The sequence below is a fragment of the Ralstonia sp. RRA genome, from assembly GCF_037023145.1.
Taxonomy (GTDB): domain Bacteria; phylum Pseudomonadota; class Gammaproteobacteria; order Burkholderiales; family Burkholderiaceae; genus Ralstonia.
Genome location: NZ_CP146091.1, coordinates 2,801,019 through 2,816,323, shown reverse-complemented (window position 1 = coordinate 2,816,323; position 15,305 = coordinate 2,801,019). Strand labels below are relative to the sequence as shown.

The 15,305-nt window shown below is 64.4% G+C and carries 16 protein-coding genes; 4 read left to right on the top strand and 12 right to left on the bottom strand.

Annotation, left to right across the window (positions count from 1 at the left end; all coding sequences use genetic code 11):
* Nucleotides 1-66: 66 nt before the first annotated feature.
* Nucleotides 67-942: a 4-hydroxybenzoate octaprenyltransferase gene (gene ubiA, locus V6657_RS13605; RefSeq protein WP_048933001.1), complete on the top strand. Its 876-nt coding sequence runs from the start codon at nucleotides 67-69 to the stop codon at nucleotides 940-942.
* A 567-nt stretch (nucleotides 943-1,509) separates the two neighbouring features.
* On the opposite strand, the gene proC is transcribed toward ubiA, so the two are convergent.
* Both proC and V6657_RS13595 read right to left on the bottom strand, forming a co-directional pair.
* Nucleotides 1,510-2,334 carry a pyrroline-5-carboxylate reductase gene (gene proC, locus V6657_RS13600; RefSeq protein ID WP_048936103.1) on the bottom strand — a complete coding sequence of 275 codons (825 nt, stop codon included), beginning with the start codon at nucleotides 2,332-2,334 and terminating at the stop codon, nucleotides 1,510-1,512.
* Nucleotides 2,335-2,371: 37 nt separating this feature from the next.
* A complete protein-coding gene (locus V6657_RS13595) occupies nucleotides 2,372-3,094 on the bottom strand; it encodes a YggS family pyridoxal phosphate-dependent enzyme (RefSeq protein WP_048936082.1) in 723 nt (240 codons plus the stop codon).
* Between the two features lie 122 nt (nucleotides 3,095-3,216).
* On the opposite strand from V6657_RS13595, the gene V6657_RS13590 reads away from it, so the two are divergent.
* From V6657_RS13590 to V6657_RS13580, 3 genes are all read left to right on the top strand, one after another.
* Nucleotides 3,217-4,260: a type IV pilus twitching motility protein PilT gene (locus tag V6657_RS13590; RefSeq protein ID WP_039600020.1), complete on the top strand. Its 1,044-nt coding sequence runs from the start codon at nucleotides 3,217-3,219 to the stop codon at nucleotides 4,258-4,260.
* A gap of 66 nt (nucleotides 4,261-4,326) precedes the next feature.
* Nucleotides 4,327-5,466 carry a PilT/PilU family type 4a pilus ATPase gene (locus V6657_RS13585; protein WP_048936083.1) on the top strand — a complete coding sequence of 380 codons (1,140 nt, stop codon included), beginning with the start codon at nucleotides 4,327-4,329 and terminating at the stop codon, nucleotides 5,464-5,466.
* Nucleotides 5,467-5,870: 404 nt separating this feature from the next.
* Nucleotides 5,871-6,374: a glutathione peroxidase gene (locus V6657_RS13580; protein WP_048936084.1), complete on the top strand. Its 504-nt coding sequence runs from the start codon at nucleotides 5,871-5,873 to the stop codon at nucleotides 6,372-6,374.
* Here V6657_RS13580 and V6657_RS13575 read toward each other — a convergent pair.
* The 10 genes from V6657_RS13575 to V6657_RS13530 all read right to left on the bottom strand — a co-directional run bounded on the left by V6657_RS13575 (nucleotide 6,371) and on the right by V6657_RS13530 (nucleotide 15,300).
* Entirely contained in the window at nucleotides 6,371-7,069 is a 699-nt protein-coding gene (locus tag V6657_RS13575) for a YafY family protein (RefSeq protein WP_048936085.1), read from the bottom strand. The genes V6657_RS13580 and V6657_RS13575 overlap by 4 nt on opposite strands.
* 66 nt (nucleotides 7,070-7,135) lie before the next feature.
* On the bottom strand, nucleotides 7,136-7,615 hold the full coding sequence (locus V6657_RS13570; protein WP_048936086.1) for a cupin domain-containing protein: 480 nt from the start codon (nucleotides 7,613-7,615) through the stop codon (nucleotides 7,136-7,138).
* Between the two features lie 62 nt (nucleotides 7,616-7,677).
* Entirely contained in the window at nucleotides 7,678-8,073 is a 396-nt protein-coding gene (locus V6657_RS13565) for a VOC family protein (protein ID WP_027680594.1), read from the bottom strand.
* A gap of 170 nt (nucleotides 8,074-8,243) precedes the next feature.
* Nucleotides 8,244-8,975, bottom strand: a complete 732-nt coding sequence (locus V6657_RS13560) for an LrgB family protein (protein ID WP_048936087.1) — start codon at nucleotides 8,973-8,975, stop codon at nucleotides 8,244-8,246.
* A complete protein-coding gene (locus V6657_RS13555) occupies nucleotides 8,972-9,349 on the bottom strand; it encodes a CidA/LrgA family protein (RefSeq protein ID WP_021195925.1) in 378 nt (125 codons plus the stop codon). Before V6657_RS13555 ends, V6657_RS13560 begins: the two co-directional genes overlap by 4 nt.
* A 52-nt stretch (nucleotides 9,350-9,401) precedes the next feature.
* Nucleotides 9,402-10,646, bottom strand: coding sequence for a glycolate oxidase subunit GlcF (glcF, locus tag V6657_RS13550; RefSeq protein WP_048936088.1), 1,245 nt, complete (start codon nucleotides 10,644-10,646; stop codon nucleotides 9,402-9,404).
* 12 nt (nucleotides 10,647-10,658) lie between these two features.
* On the bottom strand, nucleotides 10,659-11,792 hold the full coding sequence (glcE, locus tag V6657_RS13545) for a glycolate oxidase subunit GlcE (RefSeq protein ID WP_048936089.1): 1,134 nt from the start codon (nucleotides 11,790-11,792) through the stop codon (nucleotides 10,659-10,661).
* Nucleotides 11,793-11,815: 23 nt separating this feature from the next.
* On the bottom strand, nucleotides 11,816-12,736 hold the full coding sequence (locus tag V6657_RS13540) for an ion transporter (RefSeq protein ID WP_048936090.1): 921 nt from the start codon (nucleotides 12,734-12,736) through the stop codon (nucleotides 11,816-11,818).
* An 18-nt stretch (nucleotides 12,737-12,754) separates the two neighbouring features.
* On the bottom strand, nucleotides 12,755-14,248 hold the full coding sequence (locus V6657_RS13535; protein WP_048936091.1) for an FAD-linked oxidase C-terminal domain-containing protein: 1,494 nt from the start codon (nucleotides 14,246-14,248) through the stop codon (nucleotides 12,755-12,757).
* A 161-nt stretch (nucleotides 14,249-14,409) separates the two neighbouring features.
* The gene (locus tag V6657_RS13530; protein WP_048936092.1) at nucleotides 14,410-15,300 is read right to left on the bottom strand and encodes a LysR substrate-binding domain-containing protein; all 891 of its coding nucleotides are present in this window, start codon (nucleotides 15,298-15,300) and stop codon (nucleotides 14,410-14,412) included.
* Nucleotides 15,301-15,305: the final 5 nt, after the last annotated feature.

Below are 15,305 nucleotides of genomic sequence, written 5' to 3'. Positions count from 1 at the left end.
AATCAGGCAACAGGACTAAAATGGCGCCTTGCCTCGTGCAGGCGCCATTTTTCTTTGGTGATTTCCATGCAGTCGTCCGCCGCCCAACCCAGCCGTCTCATCCTTTATGCGCGCCTGATGCGCATGGATAAGCCGATCGGTACGGTACTGCTGCTGTGGCCGACGCTGTGGGCGCTGTGGATGGCGTCCGACGGGCATCCGTCGCTGTCGCTGGTGCTGATCTTCACGGTTGGCACGTTCCTGATGCGCTCGGCCGGCTGCGCCGTCAACGACTGGGCCGATCGGGATTTCGACAAGCACGTCAAACGCACCAAGGAGCGCCCGATCACCGCTGGCCTGATCGCGCCGTGGGAGGCGCTGGCTGTGGCCGCGGTGCTCTCGCTCATCGCCTTCACGCTGATCCTGCCGCTCAATGCGCTGACCAAGTGGATGTCGGTCGCGGCGATTGTGATTGCCGGCACGTACCCGTTCTTCAAGCGCTTCTTTGCGATTCCGCAGGCGTATCTGGGGATTGCATTCGGCTTTGGCATTCCGATGGCGTATGCGGCGGTGCAGGATCAGGTGCCGGTGCTCGCTTGGCTGATGCTGATCGGTAACGTGTTCTGGGCGGTTGCCTATGACACTGCTTACGCGATGGTGGATCGTGATGACGATCTGCATATCGGCATCAAGACCTCCGCCATCACCTTCGGCCGTTTCGACGTGGCGGCGATCATGCTGTGCTATGTGGCCTTCTTTGGGATCATGGCCTGGGCTGGTTACGTGATGGCGCTGGGTGTGGCGTACTGGATCGGGATGGCGGCGGCTGTGGCGCTGGCGCTCTGGTACTACCCGATGCTGCGCACGCGGGATCGCATGAAGTGCTTCTTTGTCTTCCGGCATAACAACTGGTTGGGGGCCTGTGTGTTTGCTGGGGTGGCGGTTGCTTATATGCTGCGCTGACTGATTCGAGGATTGGCGCTTTTGGTCCATACCTGTTTCGTACCCTGCCGGGCACGACCTACTTTTCTTTGTCTTGCCAAAGAAAAGTAGGCAAAAGAAAGGCGCGCCCGAGATGGCGACCCCCTCCTTGGATTTTTGTCGCGGGGAGGGAAGGGAGGCAAACTCGCTGCGCTCAGACAGCCTCCCTTCTTTATCCTCCCCGCAACAAAAATCCAAGGCGCCATCAAGGGCCTAACGTCAAAAGAAAAGGCCAACCCTCGCGAGGTTGGCCTTTGTCGTTCTGGCTGACGTCCAGATGGTTTGTCTTTTTTGCCTTTGACTTTCCCTGCCCTATGCGGCGCCTTGAATTTCTGTTGCAAGGAGGAAAAAGAGAGGAGGCTGTTTGAGCGCAGCGAGTTTGCCTCCTCTCCCTCCTTGCGACATAAATTCAAGGAGTCTTTCGCCGCATCGGGCGCGCCTTTCTTTGCTTACTTTCTTTGGCAAGACAAAGAAAGTGAGTCGGCCCCGGCAGGGGACGAAAGGGAGACAAACCACCAACACCAAATCAAGACCCCAGCCCCCCAAAACTCAATCCCGCCCGAACTCTTCACCCATCTCCTTGCCGCGAGCAGCCGCTGCATGCATGGCACGCACGAAGGCAGCTTTGATACCCGCACCCTCCATCGCCGTAAGCGCCGCGTAGGTCGTGCCGCCCTTGGAGGTCACGCGCTCACGCAGCACCTCCACCGGCTCGCTCGACTGCCCAGCCAGCGTGGCCGCGCCAATGAACGTTTCCACCGCCAGCGTGCGCCCATCTTCCGCCGACAGCCCCAGCTCCTGCGCCGCCTGCTGCATCGCTTCGATGAAATAGAACACGTAGGCTGGGCCGCTGCCCGAGATGGCGGTCACGGCATCAATCTGTGCCTCGGCAGGCACCCAGATGCTCTTGCCGACGGCATTGGCGACGGCGCTGGCCGTGGCGCGATCAACTTCAGACAGGCCCGTGTTGGCCGCGAGCCCCGTCATGCCCAGGCCCGACAATGCCGGTGTGTTCGGCATTGCACGCACGATGCGCGCATGACCATTCAGCCAGCGTGACAGGTCTTGAATGCGGATGCCCGCCGCCACCGACAGCACCAGGCTGTTGCCGAGATGCGGTGCAAGCTGAGCACACACTTCGCGCATCTGCTGCGGTTTCACGGCTAGGACGATCACGTCGCGGTCGGCCAGCTCGGCGCCGGGGGCGGCGGCTGCGCGGGCACCCCAGGTTTGTTCGGCACGGGCGCGTGCCGGCTCGGTCGGGTCCACCACCACGATGTTGGCGCCGTGCGCGCCTTTGGCAATCAGGCCGCCGATGAGGGCTGCCGCCATGTTGCCGCCGCCGATGAAGCCGAGTTTCAGAGTGTCGAGCATGAGAGTGGTGGGGTGAAGAACAACGGGAAACAGGAAATCAGGCGGGCGCGTGCGCATACTGCCGCGCTCCGAAGATGGCGCTGCCGACGCGCACGATGGTGGCGCCTTCGGCAATCGCATCTTCCAGATCGGCGGACATGCCCATCGACAGTGTATCGATGGCAATGCCGGCGTCTCGCAACTGGTCGGCCAGTCGGCTCAGGGCGGCAAAAGGTGCGCGCTGTGCAGCTGGGTCGTCGGTTGGCTCAGGAACGGCCATCAGGCCGCGCAACTGCAGGCGGGGCAGGGCCGCCACCGCACGTGCCACGGCAAGGACCTCATCGAAATCGGGCAGCAGGCCGTGTTTGCTGGCCTGGCGGCTGATGTTGATTTCCAGGCAGACCTGCAGCGGCGGCAAGGTATCGGGGCGCTGGGCAGACAGGCGCTCTGCAATCTTGAGCCGATCGACGCTGTGCACCCAGTCGAACTGCTCGGCCACGGGGCGCGTCTTGTTGCTCTGCAGCGGGCCGATGAAGTGCCAGCCGATGGGGTCGACACCGGTGCGCAGGTCGGCCAGCGCATCGATCTTGGCGATGCCTTCTTGCACGTAGTTTTCGCCGAAAAGGCGTTGCCCGGCGGCATGCGCGGCACGCACGGCATCGGCATCGAACGTCTTGGAAACGGCCAGCAATGTGACACCCGCAGCATCGCGCGAAGCCAGTGTGCAGGCCGTTGTGATCCGCTGACGCACGGCTTGCAAGTTGGCGGCGATTACAGACATAATCCGGCGACGTTTGTTACAAATAAACAAGGCTCCGGCACGTTGTTGACAGTGTCGGCAGCACCCGGGGGAGCGCCATTGCGACGCCTGGGCGACATAAAAAAGTCGGGGGTCATTATAAGATGGACATCGCGCAGCTTCTGGCGTTTTCCGCCAAGAACAAAGCGTCGGACTTGCACTTGTCGGCCGGTTTGCCGCCGATGATCCGGATCCACGGCGACATGCGCCGGATCAACGTGCCACCGCTCACGCACCAAGACGTGCACTCCATGGTGTACGACATCATGAGCGACGGGCAGCGCAAGGTCTACGAAGAAAACCTTGAAGTCGACTTCTCGTTTGAGATCCCGGGGCTCTCGCGTTTCCGGGTCAACGCGTTCAACCAGAACCGCGGCGCTTCGGCTGTGTTCCGGACGATTCCGTCGAAGGTGCTCACGCTGGACGACCTGAAGGCGCCGGCCGTGTTTGCCGACCTGGCGATGAAGCCGCGTGGCTTGGTGCTTGTCACGGGCCCGACCGGCTCGGGCAAGTCGACCACGCTGGCGGCGATGGTGAACCACCGCAACGAAAACGACATGGGCCACATCCTCACGGTGGAGGACCCGATCGAATTCGTGCACGAATCCAAGAAGAGCCTGATCAACCAGCGCGAGCTGGGGCCGCATACGCACTCGTTCGCCAATGCGTTGAAGTCGGCACTGCGTGAAGATCCGGACGTGGTGCTGGTCGGCGAATTGCGTGATCTGGAAACCATTCGCCTGGCACTCACCGCGGCGGAAACCGGCCACTTGGTGTTCGGTACGCTGCACACCAGCTCCGCTGCGAAGACCATCGACCGGGTCGTCGACGTGTTCCCGTCGGACGAGAAAGAGATGGTCCGGACCATGCTTTCCGAATCGCTGGAAGCGGTGATCTCGCAGACGCTACTCAAGACGCGCGACGGCTCGGGCCGGATTGCGGCGCACGAGATCATGATCGCCACGCCGGCCATCCGCCACTTGATCCGCGAGAACAAGATCTCGCAGATGTATTCGATGATGCAGACCAGCAGCGGCATGGGCATGCAGACGCTCGACCAGTGCCTGTCGGAGCTCATCAAGCGCTCGGCGATCAACTACGCAGACGCACGCGCCATCGCCAAGAACCCGGACGCGTTCGCGAACTGATGCACGGACGCGCTAACTGCACGACACGTTAGCGCGCACACCAATTCCTTTCAGGAGGGGCACGCCATGCTGGACCGCGAAGCCGCCACCAAATACATCCACGAACTCTTGCAGTTGATGGTGAACAGCCGTGGCTCGGACTTGTTCATCACCGCAGAATTTCCGCCCGCCATCAAGGTGGACGGCAAGGTCACGCCGATCTCGCAGCAGCCGCTGAGTGCGGTGCAGGCCATCGGTCTGGTCAAGTCGATCATGAACGAGAAGCAACTGCGCGAGTACGAAGACAGCTTGGAGTGCAACTTCGCCATCACGGCGCCGGGGGCAGGGCGCTTCCGTGTGTCGGCGTTCATCCAGCAGGGCCGCGCTGGCATGGTGCTGCGGACCATCAACACGAAGATCCCCTCGTTGGGCGAGCTGGACCTGCCGCCGATCTTGAACGAGATCGTGATGAGCAAGCGCGGGCTGGTGATCGTGGTGGGTGCCACGGGCTCGGGCAAGTCGACCTCGCTGGCGGCCATGGTGGGCTACCGCAACGCCAATTCGTACGGCCACATCATCACCATTGAAGACCCGGTGGAATATGTGCACGCACACCAGAACTGCGTGGTCACGCAGCGCGAGGTGGGGGTGGATACCGAGTCGTGGCACGTGGCGCTGAAGAACACACTGCGTCAGGCGCCAGACGTGATCCTGATCGGCGAAATTCGTGACCGCGACACGATGGAGTACGCCATCCAGTACGCGGAAACCGGCCACCTGTGCCTGGCCACGCTGCACGCCAACAGCTCGAACCAGGCGATCGACCGGATCATCAACTTCTTCCCGGAAGAGAAGCGTCAGCAGCTGCTGATCGACCTGTCGCTGAACCTGCGCGCGATGATCGCGCAGCGGCTGCTGCCGCGCCAGGGCAAAAAAGGCCGCGTGCCGGCGGTGGAAATCATGCTGGCGACACCGCTGGTGCAGGACCTGATCTTCAAGGGCGAGGTGCACGAGCTGAAAGAGGTCATGAAGAAATCCCGCGAGCAAGGGATGGTTTCGTTCGACCAGGCGCTCTTCGATCTGTATGAAGAAGGCAAGATCAGCTACGAAGATGCGCTGCGCAATGCCGACTCGCTGAACGATCTGCGCCTGCAGATCAAGCTGCATAGCAAGCGTGGTGGGCAGACGGATCTGTCGGCGGGGACCGAGCATCTGAACGTGGTGTGAGGTTTGTTCTGGGATGGATGCGGTTGGTGGTCCATCCCTTGTTTCATCCCCTGCCGGGGCTGACTCACTTTTCTTTTTCTTGCCAAAGAAAGTCAGCAAAGAAAGGCGCGCCCGAGATGGCGACCCCCTCCTTGAATTTCCGTTGCAGGGAGGGGAAGGGGAAAACTCGCTTCGCTCAGACAGTTCCCCTTCTTTTTCCTCCCTGCAACAGAAATTCAAGGCGCCATCTAGGGCTCCAACTGCCAAACCGACGGGGTGCGCGCGTGAGCGTTGCCATCGGGTGGACGTGATCGTGTTCCCCCATGCCGCAGGGCAGGGAAAGCCACACCGGCGCGGGACTGGCGTTTCTGGCATTCTCCGGCCAGACTTGATTCGTCCTTTCCACCTTTCTCTCGGGGTTTCCCATGTCTGATGTCTACGCGTTCGAGGCAGATTCGCTGACAGGACAGCGCGTGCCGCTTTCGCAATATCGCGGCAAGGTGCTGTTGATCGTGAACACGGCAAGCAAGTGCGGGTTCACACCGCAATACGCGGGGTTGGAGGCGGTGTACAAGCGCTTGGGCGAGAAGGGGCTGGAAGTGCTCGGCTTTCCCTGCAACCAGTTCGGCAAGCAGGAGCCGGGCGGGGCGGATGAGATTGGCGCGTTCTGCGAGAAGAACTACGGCGTGTCGTTCCCGATGTTCAGCAAGATCGACGTGAATGGCGACAACGCGCACCCGCTGTACAAGTGGCTGACCTCGGAAAAGCCCGGCGTGCTGGGCTTGGAAGCGATCAAGTGGAACTTCACCAAGTTCCTGCTGCGCCGTGACGGCACGGTCTACAAGCGCTATGCGCCGCTGACCAAGCCGGAGGAGATCATTGGCGATATCGAGATGCTGCTGGCGGAGCCCGATCCGCTGCCGGCCTAGTCGCCTGAGCCTCGCACCTTGCGCATGAAATCCGCCAGCGAGCGCTCGGCGGATTCCGCAAACTGCCGCTCCAGGATGTCGACCTTGACGCAGCGGTCCAGGCGGAAGGTGCGGTAGTCCTGACGGTGCTCGCACCATGCGGCCACCAGCCACACCTGCCCCCAGAAGAACAGCCCAAGCGGCTGGATGCACCGCTCGGTCAACTGGCCCTGCGCGTCGCGGTAGGAGAGCCGCGCGACCGCGTGGCGGCCGAGTGCGGAATGCAGCGTATCGAAGACCTGCTTGACCTCGCTGCCCATGCCGTAGCCGGGCGCGAAGATGCGCGTGGTCTCGGCTTCGGAGCGGCGCTCGGCGGGCAGGGCGCCCATCAGTTTTTCCAACGCGGCTTCGACCGAGCCGGCCATCGTGCCGCCGCTCCACGCCTTGATCATCCGCGCGCCTGCGACCAGCGCCTCCACTTCATCCGCAGTGAACATGAGCGGGGCCAGATCGAAGCCGGCGCGCATGCGGTAACCGATGCCGGCCTCGCCTTCAATCGGCACGCCCGAGATAGAGAGATCGCGGATGTCCCGATACACCGTGCGTTCGGACACACCCAGGCGGTCGGCCAGCATCGCCGCCGTGGTTAAACGGCGGCCTCGCAGGATCTGGGCAATCTGGAAAAGGCGGTCAGCGCGGCGGGTCATGCGCGGCATTGTAGTGGGCTTCGGGCCGGGTGCCATGCGCGCCATGATTCGACCACCTAAGCCCGCCTGAGCCCACTAAGCGCCGAAGGGCGTCAGTTCGCGCTGCGGGTGAATGTCGACGATGTCAACCTGTTCACCACGGCGCAGCATGCGCTTGCCCAGCCGGGGGAGGTCGGTCATCTCGATGTTCAGGTGTTCGCCGCCGCACAGATAGACGAGGTCTTCCTTGCCGCAGTTGCGCAGGTGATGCGCCACCCCCACGGGGAAGGCCATGAAATCACCCGTGCGGACGACGAGGACGCAGTCGTCGATCTCGGCGTGGGCCTCGCCGGAGAGGATGTAGATCCATTCCTCCTCGCGCTGGTGCGAGTGATAGACGAACGATTCCTTGCCCGGCGGTACGCGCGCGTAATTGATGCCGGTGCGCTTGAGGCCAAGCAGCCGGCCCATCATGGTGCCGTGGATTTCCGACAGGCTGTTCCAGGGGTGTGAAAACGACTGCGTGCGTGCGGCAATGTCAGCAGCGCGCATGAGATACGGCGATTGACTCGGCATGATGTTCTTCTCTGTCGCGTGGGGAAGGCCGGCACCCGTGCACCGGCCTTTGTGGGGGGCGCTTACTGCTGCAGTAGGTACGCCTGCGTCTTGGCATCCGGCTCGTGCAGGCCGACGCGGTTGCCTTCGGTGTCGACGATGTGGGCGATGCGGCCCATGTGGTCGGGCAGCGTCATCGGGCCGAACACGCATTGGCCGCCGCTGCCGTTCACGCGCTCGAGCACGGCATCCAGGTTGGGGGCGTTCAGGTAGACCACGCTGCCCTTGTCGGACGGGGCAAAGCCTTCGCCCTTGACCAGCGCGCCGTGGATGGTCGTCTCGCCCGCCGGGAACACGCCCATGGTGAGGTCGCCCATGTCTTCCTGCTTGAGCTGGGTGTCGAAGACGTTCTCGTAAAACTTCACCGCGCGCGGGAAGTCGTTGGCGGGGATTTCAAACCAGTTGATCACGCTTGCCATGATGTCGCTCCAGTTGGTGAGGCAGGTGGTTGGGGGAAACCTGTCTCGTTAAGGTGAAGCGAATTCTGGCGGGGGGCTCCTGACAGCGTTCTGTCAGGAGCCTTCAGGAGGGAGGGTGAGGTTGTGTAGATTGCCCAGGCAGTGAACGTTGGGCGGAGAGAAGGGGAAGCCTAATGCGGAATCCAACCGGCCAGCAGCGGCACGAGTATCGCCGTCAGCACACCGTTCAAGCCCATGCCCAACGCCGAGAACGCACCCGCTTCCGGACTGACCTGGAACGCACGTGCTGTACCGATGCCGTGCGCTGCAATGCCGGTCGCAAAGCCGCGCACGCTGTACTCGCGGATGCGCAGCAGGTTCAGCAACCGCGTGGTGGTGGTCGCGCCCACGATGCCGGTAATCAGCACCAGCACAGCCGTGATCGTCGGAGCGCCGCCGATCTTCTCCGAGATGCCCATGGCGATCGGGATCGTCACGGACTTCGGCGCCATCGAGCGCAGCGTTTCCGGCGACGCACCCAGCAACCACGCGATGCCCACCGCCGACACCACTGCCACGACCGACCCGGCGAGTAGCCCGCACATCAGCGGCAGCGCGTGGCGACGCAGCTTCGACCACTGCTGGAACAGCGGCACGGCCAGCGCCACGGTGGCGGGCCCCAGCAGGAAGTGCACGAACTGCGCGCCGTCGAAGTAGGTTTTGTACGGCGTGCCCGTCAATGTCAGGAGCGTGCCCAGAATGACCACCGCAATCAGCAGTGGGTTGACCATCGGGTTGAAGCCGCTGCGCTCGTGCAGGCGCACGCCGATCAGGTAGGCGATCAGCGTGGCGGTCAGGCCCAGCAGCGGGCTGGCGGCCAGGTAGACCCAGAGCTGGTGCAGGTTGGGGGTCAACGCGTTCATGGAGCAAGCTCCTCGTTGGCCTCGCCGTGGTCACCCATGCGGCGCATCAATGCGCGCGTGACGAGCGCCCCGGCGGCAATCGACAACCACGTCGACACGACGGTTGCCACCACGATCGGCAGCCATTCTTGCCCGATGCGATGCAGCTGCGTTATCACACCCACGCCGGCCGGCACGAACAGGATGGTCAGGTGCCGCAGCAAGTCGCTGACGGTGCCCTGCATGACTTCGAGCACGCGGCCCTTGTCCACCAGCAGGTAGATCACCAGCAGCACCATGCCGATCACCGGGCCGGGCACCGGCAGGTGCAGCGAATACGTCAGCAGCTCTCCGATCGACTGGAACGTCAACAGGATCGCGAAGGTTTGCAGCATGGGGCCTCCGGGCAAAACGAAGCGGGCAGTATAAAACCGACGCGCCGACGTTTCAGGCCAGCATCCGGTCCACCAGCTCGATCCAGTGCTCGACCGGCGTATCCGTGCCGCTCTGCAGATGCGTGACGCAGCCAATGTTGGCGGTGACGATGCGCTCGGGCCGCATGGCTTGCAGCTTGGCGAGCTTGTCGTCGCGCAGGCGGTAGGCCAGCTCGGGTTGCAGCACCGAATACGTGCCCGCCGAGCCGCAGCACAGGTGGCTGTCGGCGCAGAGCTTGACGTCCACGCCCAGCGAGCCGAGCAGCGTTTCCACCGCACCGCGAATCTGCTGCCCGTGTTGCAGCGTGCACGGCGGGTGCCACGCCACGCGCGGGCGTTGCGCTTCGGGCTTCGCCTTCTGCAGCAGCGCATCGGAGAAAGCGGGCAGCACTTCGCAAAGGTCGCGCGTCATGGCGGACACGCGCGCCGCGCGCTCTGCATAGACGGGGTCGTCGCGCAACAGGTGGCCGTACTCTTTGACCATCGCGCCGCAGCCCGAGGCCGTCATGACGATGGCTTGGGCGCCGGCTTCGATATGCGGCCACCACGCATCAATGTTGGCGCGCATGTTGCCGAGGCCGCCCACGTGGTCGTTCATGTGATAGCGGATGGCGCCGCAGCAGCCGGCCCGGTCTGCGCTGATGAGCTGCACGCCCAGCTTGTCGAACACGCGTGCCGTGGCCGCATTGATGTTGGGCGACATGGCGGGCTGCACGCAGCCTTCGAGCAGCAGCATCTTGCGTGCATGTGTGGCGATTGGCCGCACACCGGCTTGCGGCTGTTTGGCCGGGACTTTGTTGCGCAGCACTTGCGGCAGCAGCGGACGCACTGCCTGCCCCAGCTTGAGCGCGGGGCCGAACAGTGCGGGCCGCGTCAGGCTCTCGCGCAACACCCAGCGCACAGCGCGCTCGCCTAAGGGGCGCGATTCGCCACGCGCATCAAGCTGGTCATCGACGATCTTGCGGCCGATCTCCACCAGGCGGCCGTACGTCACGCCGGACGGACACGTCGATTCGCAGTTGCGGCAGGTCAGGCAGCGGTCCAGGTGCAGGCGCGTGGCTTGGCCGGCGGGCTGGCCTTCCAGCACCTGCTTCATCAGGTAGATGCGCCCGCGTGGGCCATCCAGCTCGTCGCCGAGCAGTTGGTAGGTCGGGCAGGTGGCCGTGCAGAAGCCGCAGTGCACGCACTTCTGCACGATGCTTTGAGCTTCTTCGCCGTCAGGGGTGTTGCGCAGGAACGCCGCGAGCGTGATTTGCATGATGAGCGTGCTTTAGAAATCTGCGTACAAGCGGCCGGGGTTGAAGATGCCGTGTGGGTCGAAGCTGTCCTTCAGGCGTTTGTGTACGGCCATCAGCGGCGCGGCGACCGGCATGAAGATGGTGCTGGTGCGGTCGCCGTTGCGGAACAGTGTGGCGTGGCCGCCGGCCTTGCGGGCGGCATCGCGGATGGTGTCGGCAGGCGTGTTGGCGGTGTCGATCCACCAGCGCTGGCCACCACCCCATTCGACGAGTTGTTCATCCGCCGACGCATGGCCGAGTGCCAGCGGCGGCGTGGCCGGTGGCAGCGCAATGCGCCACAGCGGCAGGCTGCCTTGCAGGGCGCGCGCGAAGAACGCATGGGATTGCTCACGCAGGTCGCGCCAGAATGCGGCGGCTTGCGCATCGTCGACACGCTCGCCGCCGAGCTTGGCGATGGCGGCGCGCACCGCTGCATCGGCGCCGCACAGGCGCACCCACAGGGCACCGTCGATCCACGCCGACGCCGCAATCGGCAGCGGCTGGCCGCCCCAGCGGTTGAGCGTGTCGATGGCTTCGGCTTGCGGCATCGCGAAGCGCAGCGTGGCATCGCAGAACGGCATCGGCAGTACCTTCAACGACACCTGCACGATCAGGCCCAGCGTGCCGAGTGCTCCGGCCATCAGACGCGAGACGTCGTAGCCGGCGACGTTCTTCATCACCTGGCCGCCGAAGTTGAGCATGTCGCCACGGCCATCCATCACCACGGCGCCGAGCACGAAGTCGCGCAGTGCCCCCACCGATTGCCGTCGCGGGCCGGATAGGCCGGATGCAAACGCGCCGCCCACGGTGGCCAGCTTGCCGTCTGCAGCAAAGTGCGGCGGCTCGAACGCCAGCATCTGCTTGTGCTCGGCCAGTGCGGCTTCGATCTCGACGAGGGGCGTGCCGCTGCGTGCGGTAATCACCAGCTCTGCGCAGTCGTAGTCGACGATGCCGGACCACTCGCGCGTGTCGAGCACGGTGGCGTTGGCAACCGGGGCGCGGCCGTAGAAATCCTTCGTGCCGCCGCCGCGCAGGGTCAGCGGCGTGCGGCTGCTTGCGGCTTGCGCAATGGCGTCGCGAAAGCGCGCGAGTGTGGGCGTGAGGGCGGTGTCAGGCGTGGTGGGCATGTCGAACGTTCAGAGGCTGCAGCTCACTGGCTGCGCGCGGTTTCCGTGGAAAGGGGCGGCAGCTTGGTTGCGCAGCGCTTGCAGAACACGGCGTCGGCGTCGTGGCCTTCGGTGGCGCAGTGCGTGCAGATGCGTGTCTTGGGCGAGCGCTCGCGCATGGTGTTCACCAGTTCCGCACCGATGATGCCGGTGGGGAACGCGATGATGCTGTAGCCGAGCAGGATGGTGAGCGAGGTGATGAACTGGCCCAGTGGCGTGCGCGGTACCAAGTCCCCAAATCCCGTGGTGGTGAGCGTGACGACCGCCCAGTACATGCTGACCGGGATGCTGGTGAAGCCATGCTGCGGGCCTTCCACCACGTACATCACCGTGCCGAGGATGATGGTGATGATGAACACCGTGCCCAGGAACACGAAGATCTTGCGCCGCGCATTGACCAGCGCGCGCAACAGCACCTGCGCTTCTTCAAAGTAGATGGTGAGCTTGAGCACCCGGAACACGCGCAGCAGCCGCAGCAGGCGCACGTCCACCAGATACGCCATTTCGGGCGCAAAGACGGCCAGCCACGTTGGCAGAATCGACACGAAGTCGATGACGCCATAGAAGCTCAGCACGTAACGCAAAGGCTTGCGAACGACGAGGATGCGCATGGCGTATTCCGCCGTGAACAGCAGCGTGAACAGCCATTCGAGCACCGTGAACAAAGCGCCGGCCCGGTCATGGACGCTGGGCAGGCTGTCGAGCATCACCACCGCCACGCTAGCGACGATGGCGAGCAGCAGGATTTCGTCGAACCGGCGGCCGGCGCGGGTCTCGGCCTCGAAGATGATGATGTACCAGCGTCGGCGCCACCCGTCGTCTTCGGGTTTGCCGAGGTGTTCGCCCAGGCGCGCGTTATGGGCGTGCCAGCGGTAGCGGTCGGTGCGGGATGGGTTCTGGCTCATGGGAAGCTCAGGGCGGGCTCAGAAGCGCGGCAGGTCCGGGTGCGGCAGCAGGCCGTTGCGCACGTGCAGCTTGCCGTATTCGGCGCAGCGCGCGAGCGTGGGGATGGCCTTGTCGGGGTTCAGCAGACGCGCCGGGTCGAAGGCGGCCTTCACGCGCAGGAAGGCGTCGCGCTCCTCGGTGGAAAACTGCACGCACATCGAGCTGAGTTTCTCGACGCCCACGCCGTGTTCGCCAGTGACGGTGCCGCCCAGCTCCACGCACGTTTCCAGGATGTCCGAGCCGAACAGTTCAGCGCGGTGCCACTCGTCCTGGTCTTCGCCGTTGAAGAGGATGAGCGGATGCATGTTGCCGTCGCCCGCGTGGAACACGTTGATGCAGCGCAGGGCGTACTTCTGCTCCATCTCCTGGATGCGCCGCAGCAGCGTGCCGATATGCTTGCGCGGGATGGTGCCGTCCATGCAGTAGTAGTCGGGCGAGATGCGGCCCGCAGCCGGGAAGGCGTTCTTGCGCCCGCTCCAGAACTTCAGGCGCTCGGCTTCGCTTTGCGAGACCTGGATGCGTGTGGCACCGGATGCGCGCAGCACCTCGCTCATGCGCGCGATCTCTTCTGCCACCTCTTCCGGCGTGCCGTCGGATTCGCACAGCAGGATGGCGGCGGCGTCCAGGTCGTAGCCGGCGCAGACGAATTCTTCCACCGCCGCCGTGGCGGGCTTGTCCATCATCTCCAGCCCGGCTGGGATGATGCCCGCGGCAATCACGTCGGCCACGGCGTTGCCGCCGGCTTCCACGTCGTCAAAGCTGGCCATGATCACCTGCGCGAGTTGCGGCTTGGGGATCAGGCGCACGGTCACTTCCGTCACCACGGCCAGCATGCCTTCGGAGCCGATCACGATGGCGAGTAGGTCCAGGCCCGGCGCGTCGGGCGCCTCGCTACCGAATTCGACGACCTCGCCGTCCATCATCACCGCCCGCACGCGCAGCACGTTGTGCACGGTCAGGCCGTACTTGAGGCAGTGCACGCCGCCGGAGTTCTCGTTCACGTTGCCGCCGATGGTGCAGGCGATCTGCGATGACGGATCGGGCGCGTAGTACAGCCCATGCGGATTGGCCGCTTCCGAAATGGCGAGGTTGCGCACGCCCGGCTGCACAACGGCCGTGCGCGTGTAGGCATCGACCTTGAGGATGCGCTTGAACTTGGCCAGCGACAGCACCAGCCCGCCCGGCGTGGGCATCGCGCCACCCGACAGGCTCGTCCCCGCGCCGCGCGGCACCACGGGCACGCCCATGCGATGACACACGCGCAGGATTTCGACGACCTGCGCCTCGGTGTCTGGCAGCACCACGGCGAGCGGTACCTGCCGGTAGGCGGCGAGGCCGTCGCATTCATACGGGGTGGTGTCTTCGCGCTCCCAGAGCAGGGCGTCGTCGGGAACGATCTGCGACAGCGCGGCGGTCAACTCGGCCTGCAGGGCAGACAGGTCTCGGGTGGAGGAGGGCAGCGGCGCGTTCATGGCGTGTCTCTCATTGTGATCACCGGACGCTGGGGCCGGGGTGGGAGGCACTATAGCCCGGCCGCCGCGCCGCGCGGCGTGTTAAGGACTTTTGCGGCGATGAATTTGGCTCGCGCAAACGGCCAATCCGGTTCATCGCGGTGCAGCAAGGTGGGGCTCGGTTACCAATCCAGCCCAAGCAGCCAGTCTACGAAATGCTGCGCCTCGGGCTTCATCGGCGCCTGCTCGCGCTGGACGATGTAATAAGCATGTGGCGACGTCGATTCGATGTCCAGCAACCGCACGATCTGCCCCGAGGCCAGCCAGTTGCGCGCCATGGCCTGCCGCACCAGTGCCACGCCCTGGTTCGACGCTACGGCTTCGAGCATCAGGCCGATGTCGTTGAAGAGCGAGCCGGTGGCAGGCTCCGGCGCATCGAGCCCCGCCGCCTCGAACCACGGGCGCCACGGCTCCAGCGGGCTGCGCAGCAGCGTGAGGTTCAGCAGTTGCGAGGCTTCGGTGATGGTGTTGCCGCTGATCTGCTCGAAGTAGCCGCGCCCGCACGCTGGGAAGACCGGCTCGTTGAGCAGCAGCGTCGTCTTCAGGTCCGGATAGCGGCCGGTGCCGTAGCGGATTTCGACGTCCGTATCCTCGGCCTTCACATCGAGGAACGGGATGGAGAGATGCAGCTCGACGTCGATGTGCGGGTACAGCGCGTTGAACTCGGGGATGCGCGGCACCAGGTGCTGGCGCCCGAAAGTGGGCGGAATCGCCACGCGCAGCCGCGCGCGCTGCTTGCTGAATTCGGGCCGCGCCAGTTCGTGCAGGCTCTTGAGCGCGTCTTGCACGCTGCGCAGGTAGCGCGTGCCGGCAGCGGTGAGCCGCAGCGCCGTGCCGGTGCGCACGAACAGGTCTTCGCCCCACAGCTCCTCAAGGTTCTTGATGCGGTGGGACACCGCGCTGGGCGTAACCGACAACTCTTCGGCCGCCCGCGCAAAGCTCGCATGGCGTGCCCCCGCCTCAAAGGCAATCAGCAGATGCAGCGGAGGAACGCGCTTGAAGACGGAGGACATGCGGA

What these genes read in the sequence shown, in the direction of transcription:
- ubiA (WP_048933001.1), top strand. Translation starts at nt 67, where the DNA reads ATGCAGTCGTCCGCCGCCCAACCCAGCCGTCTCATCCTTTATGCGCGC.
- proC (WP_048936103.1), bottom strand. Translation starts at nt 2,334, where the DNA reads ATGCTCGACACTCTGAAACTCGGCTTCATCGGCGGCGGCAACATGGCG.
- V6657_RS13595 (WP_048936082.1), bottom strand. Translation starts at nt 3,094, where the DNA reads ATGTCTGTAATCGCCGCCAACTTGCAAGCCGTGCGTCAGCGGATCACA.
- V6657_RS13590 (WP_039600020.1), top strand. Translation starts at nt 3,217, where the DNA reads ATGGACATCGCGCAGCTTCTGGCGTTTTCCGCCAAGAACAAAGCGTCG.
- V6657_RS13585 (WP_048936083.1), top strand. Translation starts at nt 4,327, where the DNA reads ATGCTGGACCGCGAAGCCGCCACCAAATACATCCACGAACTCTTGCAG.
- V6657_RS13580 (WP_048936084.1), top strand. Translation starts at nt 5,871, where the DNA reads ATGTCTGATGTCTACGCGTTCGAGGCAGATTCGCTGACAGGACAGCGC.
- V6657_RS13575 (WP_048936085.1), bottom strand. Translation starts at nt 7,069, where the DNA reads ATGCCGCGCATGACCCGCCGCGCTGACCGCCTTTTCCAGATTGCCCAG.
- V6657_RS13570 (WP_048936086.1), bottom strand. Translation starts at nt 7,615, where the DNA reads ATGCCGAGTCAATCGCCGTATCTCATGCGCGCTGCTGACATTGCCGCA.
- V6657_RS13565 (WP_027680594.1), bottom strand. Translation starts at nt 8,073, where the DNA reads ATGGCAAGCGTGATCAACTGGTTTGAAATCCCCGCCAACGACTTCCCG.
- V6657_RS13560 (WP_048936087.1), bottom strand. Translation starts at nt 8,975, where the DNA reads ATGAACGCGTTGACCCCCAACCTGCACCAGCTCTGGGTCTACCTGGCC.
- V6657_RS13555 (WP_021195925.1), bottom strand. Translation starts at nt 9,349, where the DNA reads ATGCTGCAAACCTTCGCGATCCTGTTGACGTTCCAGTCGATCGGAGAG.
- glcF (WP_048936088.1), bottom strand. Translation starts at nt 10,646, where the DNA reads ATGCAAATCACGCTCGCGGCGTTCCTGCGCAACACCCCTGACGGCGAA.
- glcE (WP_048936089.1), bottom strand. Translation starts at nt 11,792, where the DNA reads ATGCCCACCACGCCTGACACCGCCCTCACGCCCACACTCGCGCGCTTT.
- V6657_RS13540 (WP_048936090.1), bottom strand. Translation starts at nt 12,736, where the DNA reads ATGAGCCAGAACCCATCCCGCACCGACCGCTACCGCTGGCACGCCCAT.
- V6657_RS13535 (WP_048936091.1), bottom strand. Translation starts at nt 14,248, where the DNA reads ATGAACGCGCCGCTGCCCTCCTCCACCCGAGACCTGTCTGCCCTGCAG.
- V6657_RS13530 (WP_048936092.1), bottom strand. Translation starts at nt 15,300, where the DNA reads ATGTCCTCCGTCTTCAAGCGCGTTCCTCCGCTGCATCTGCTGATTGCC.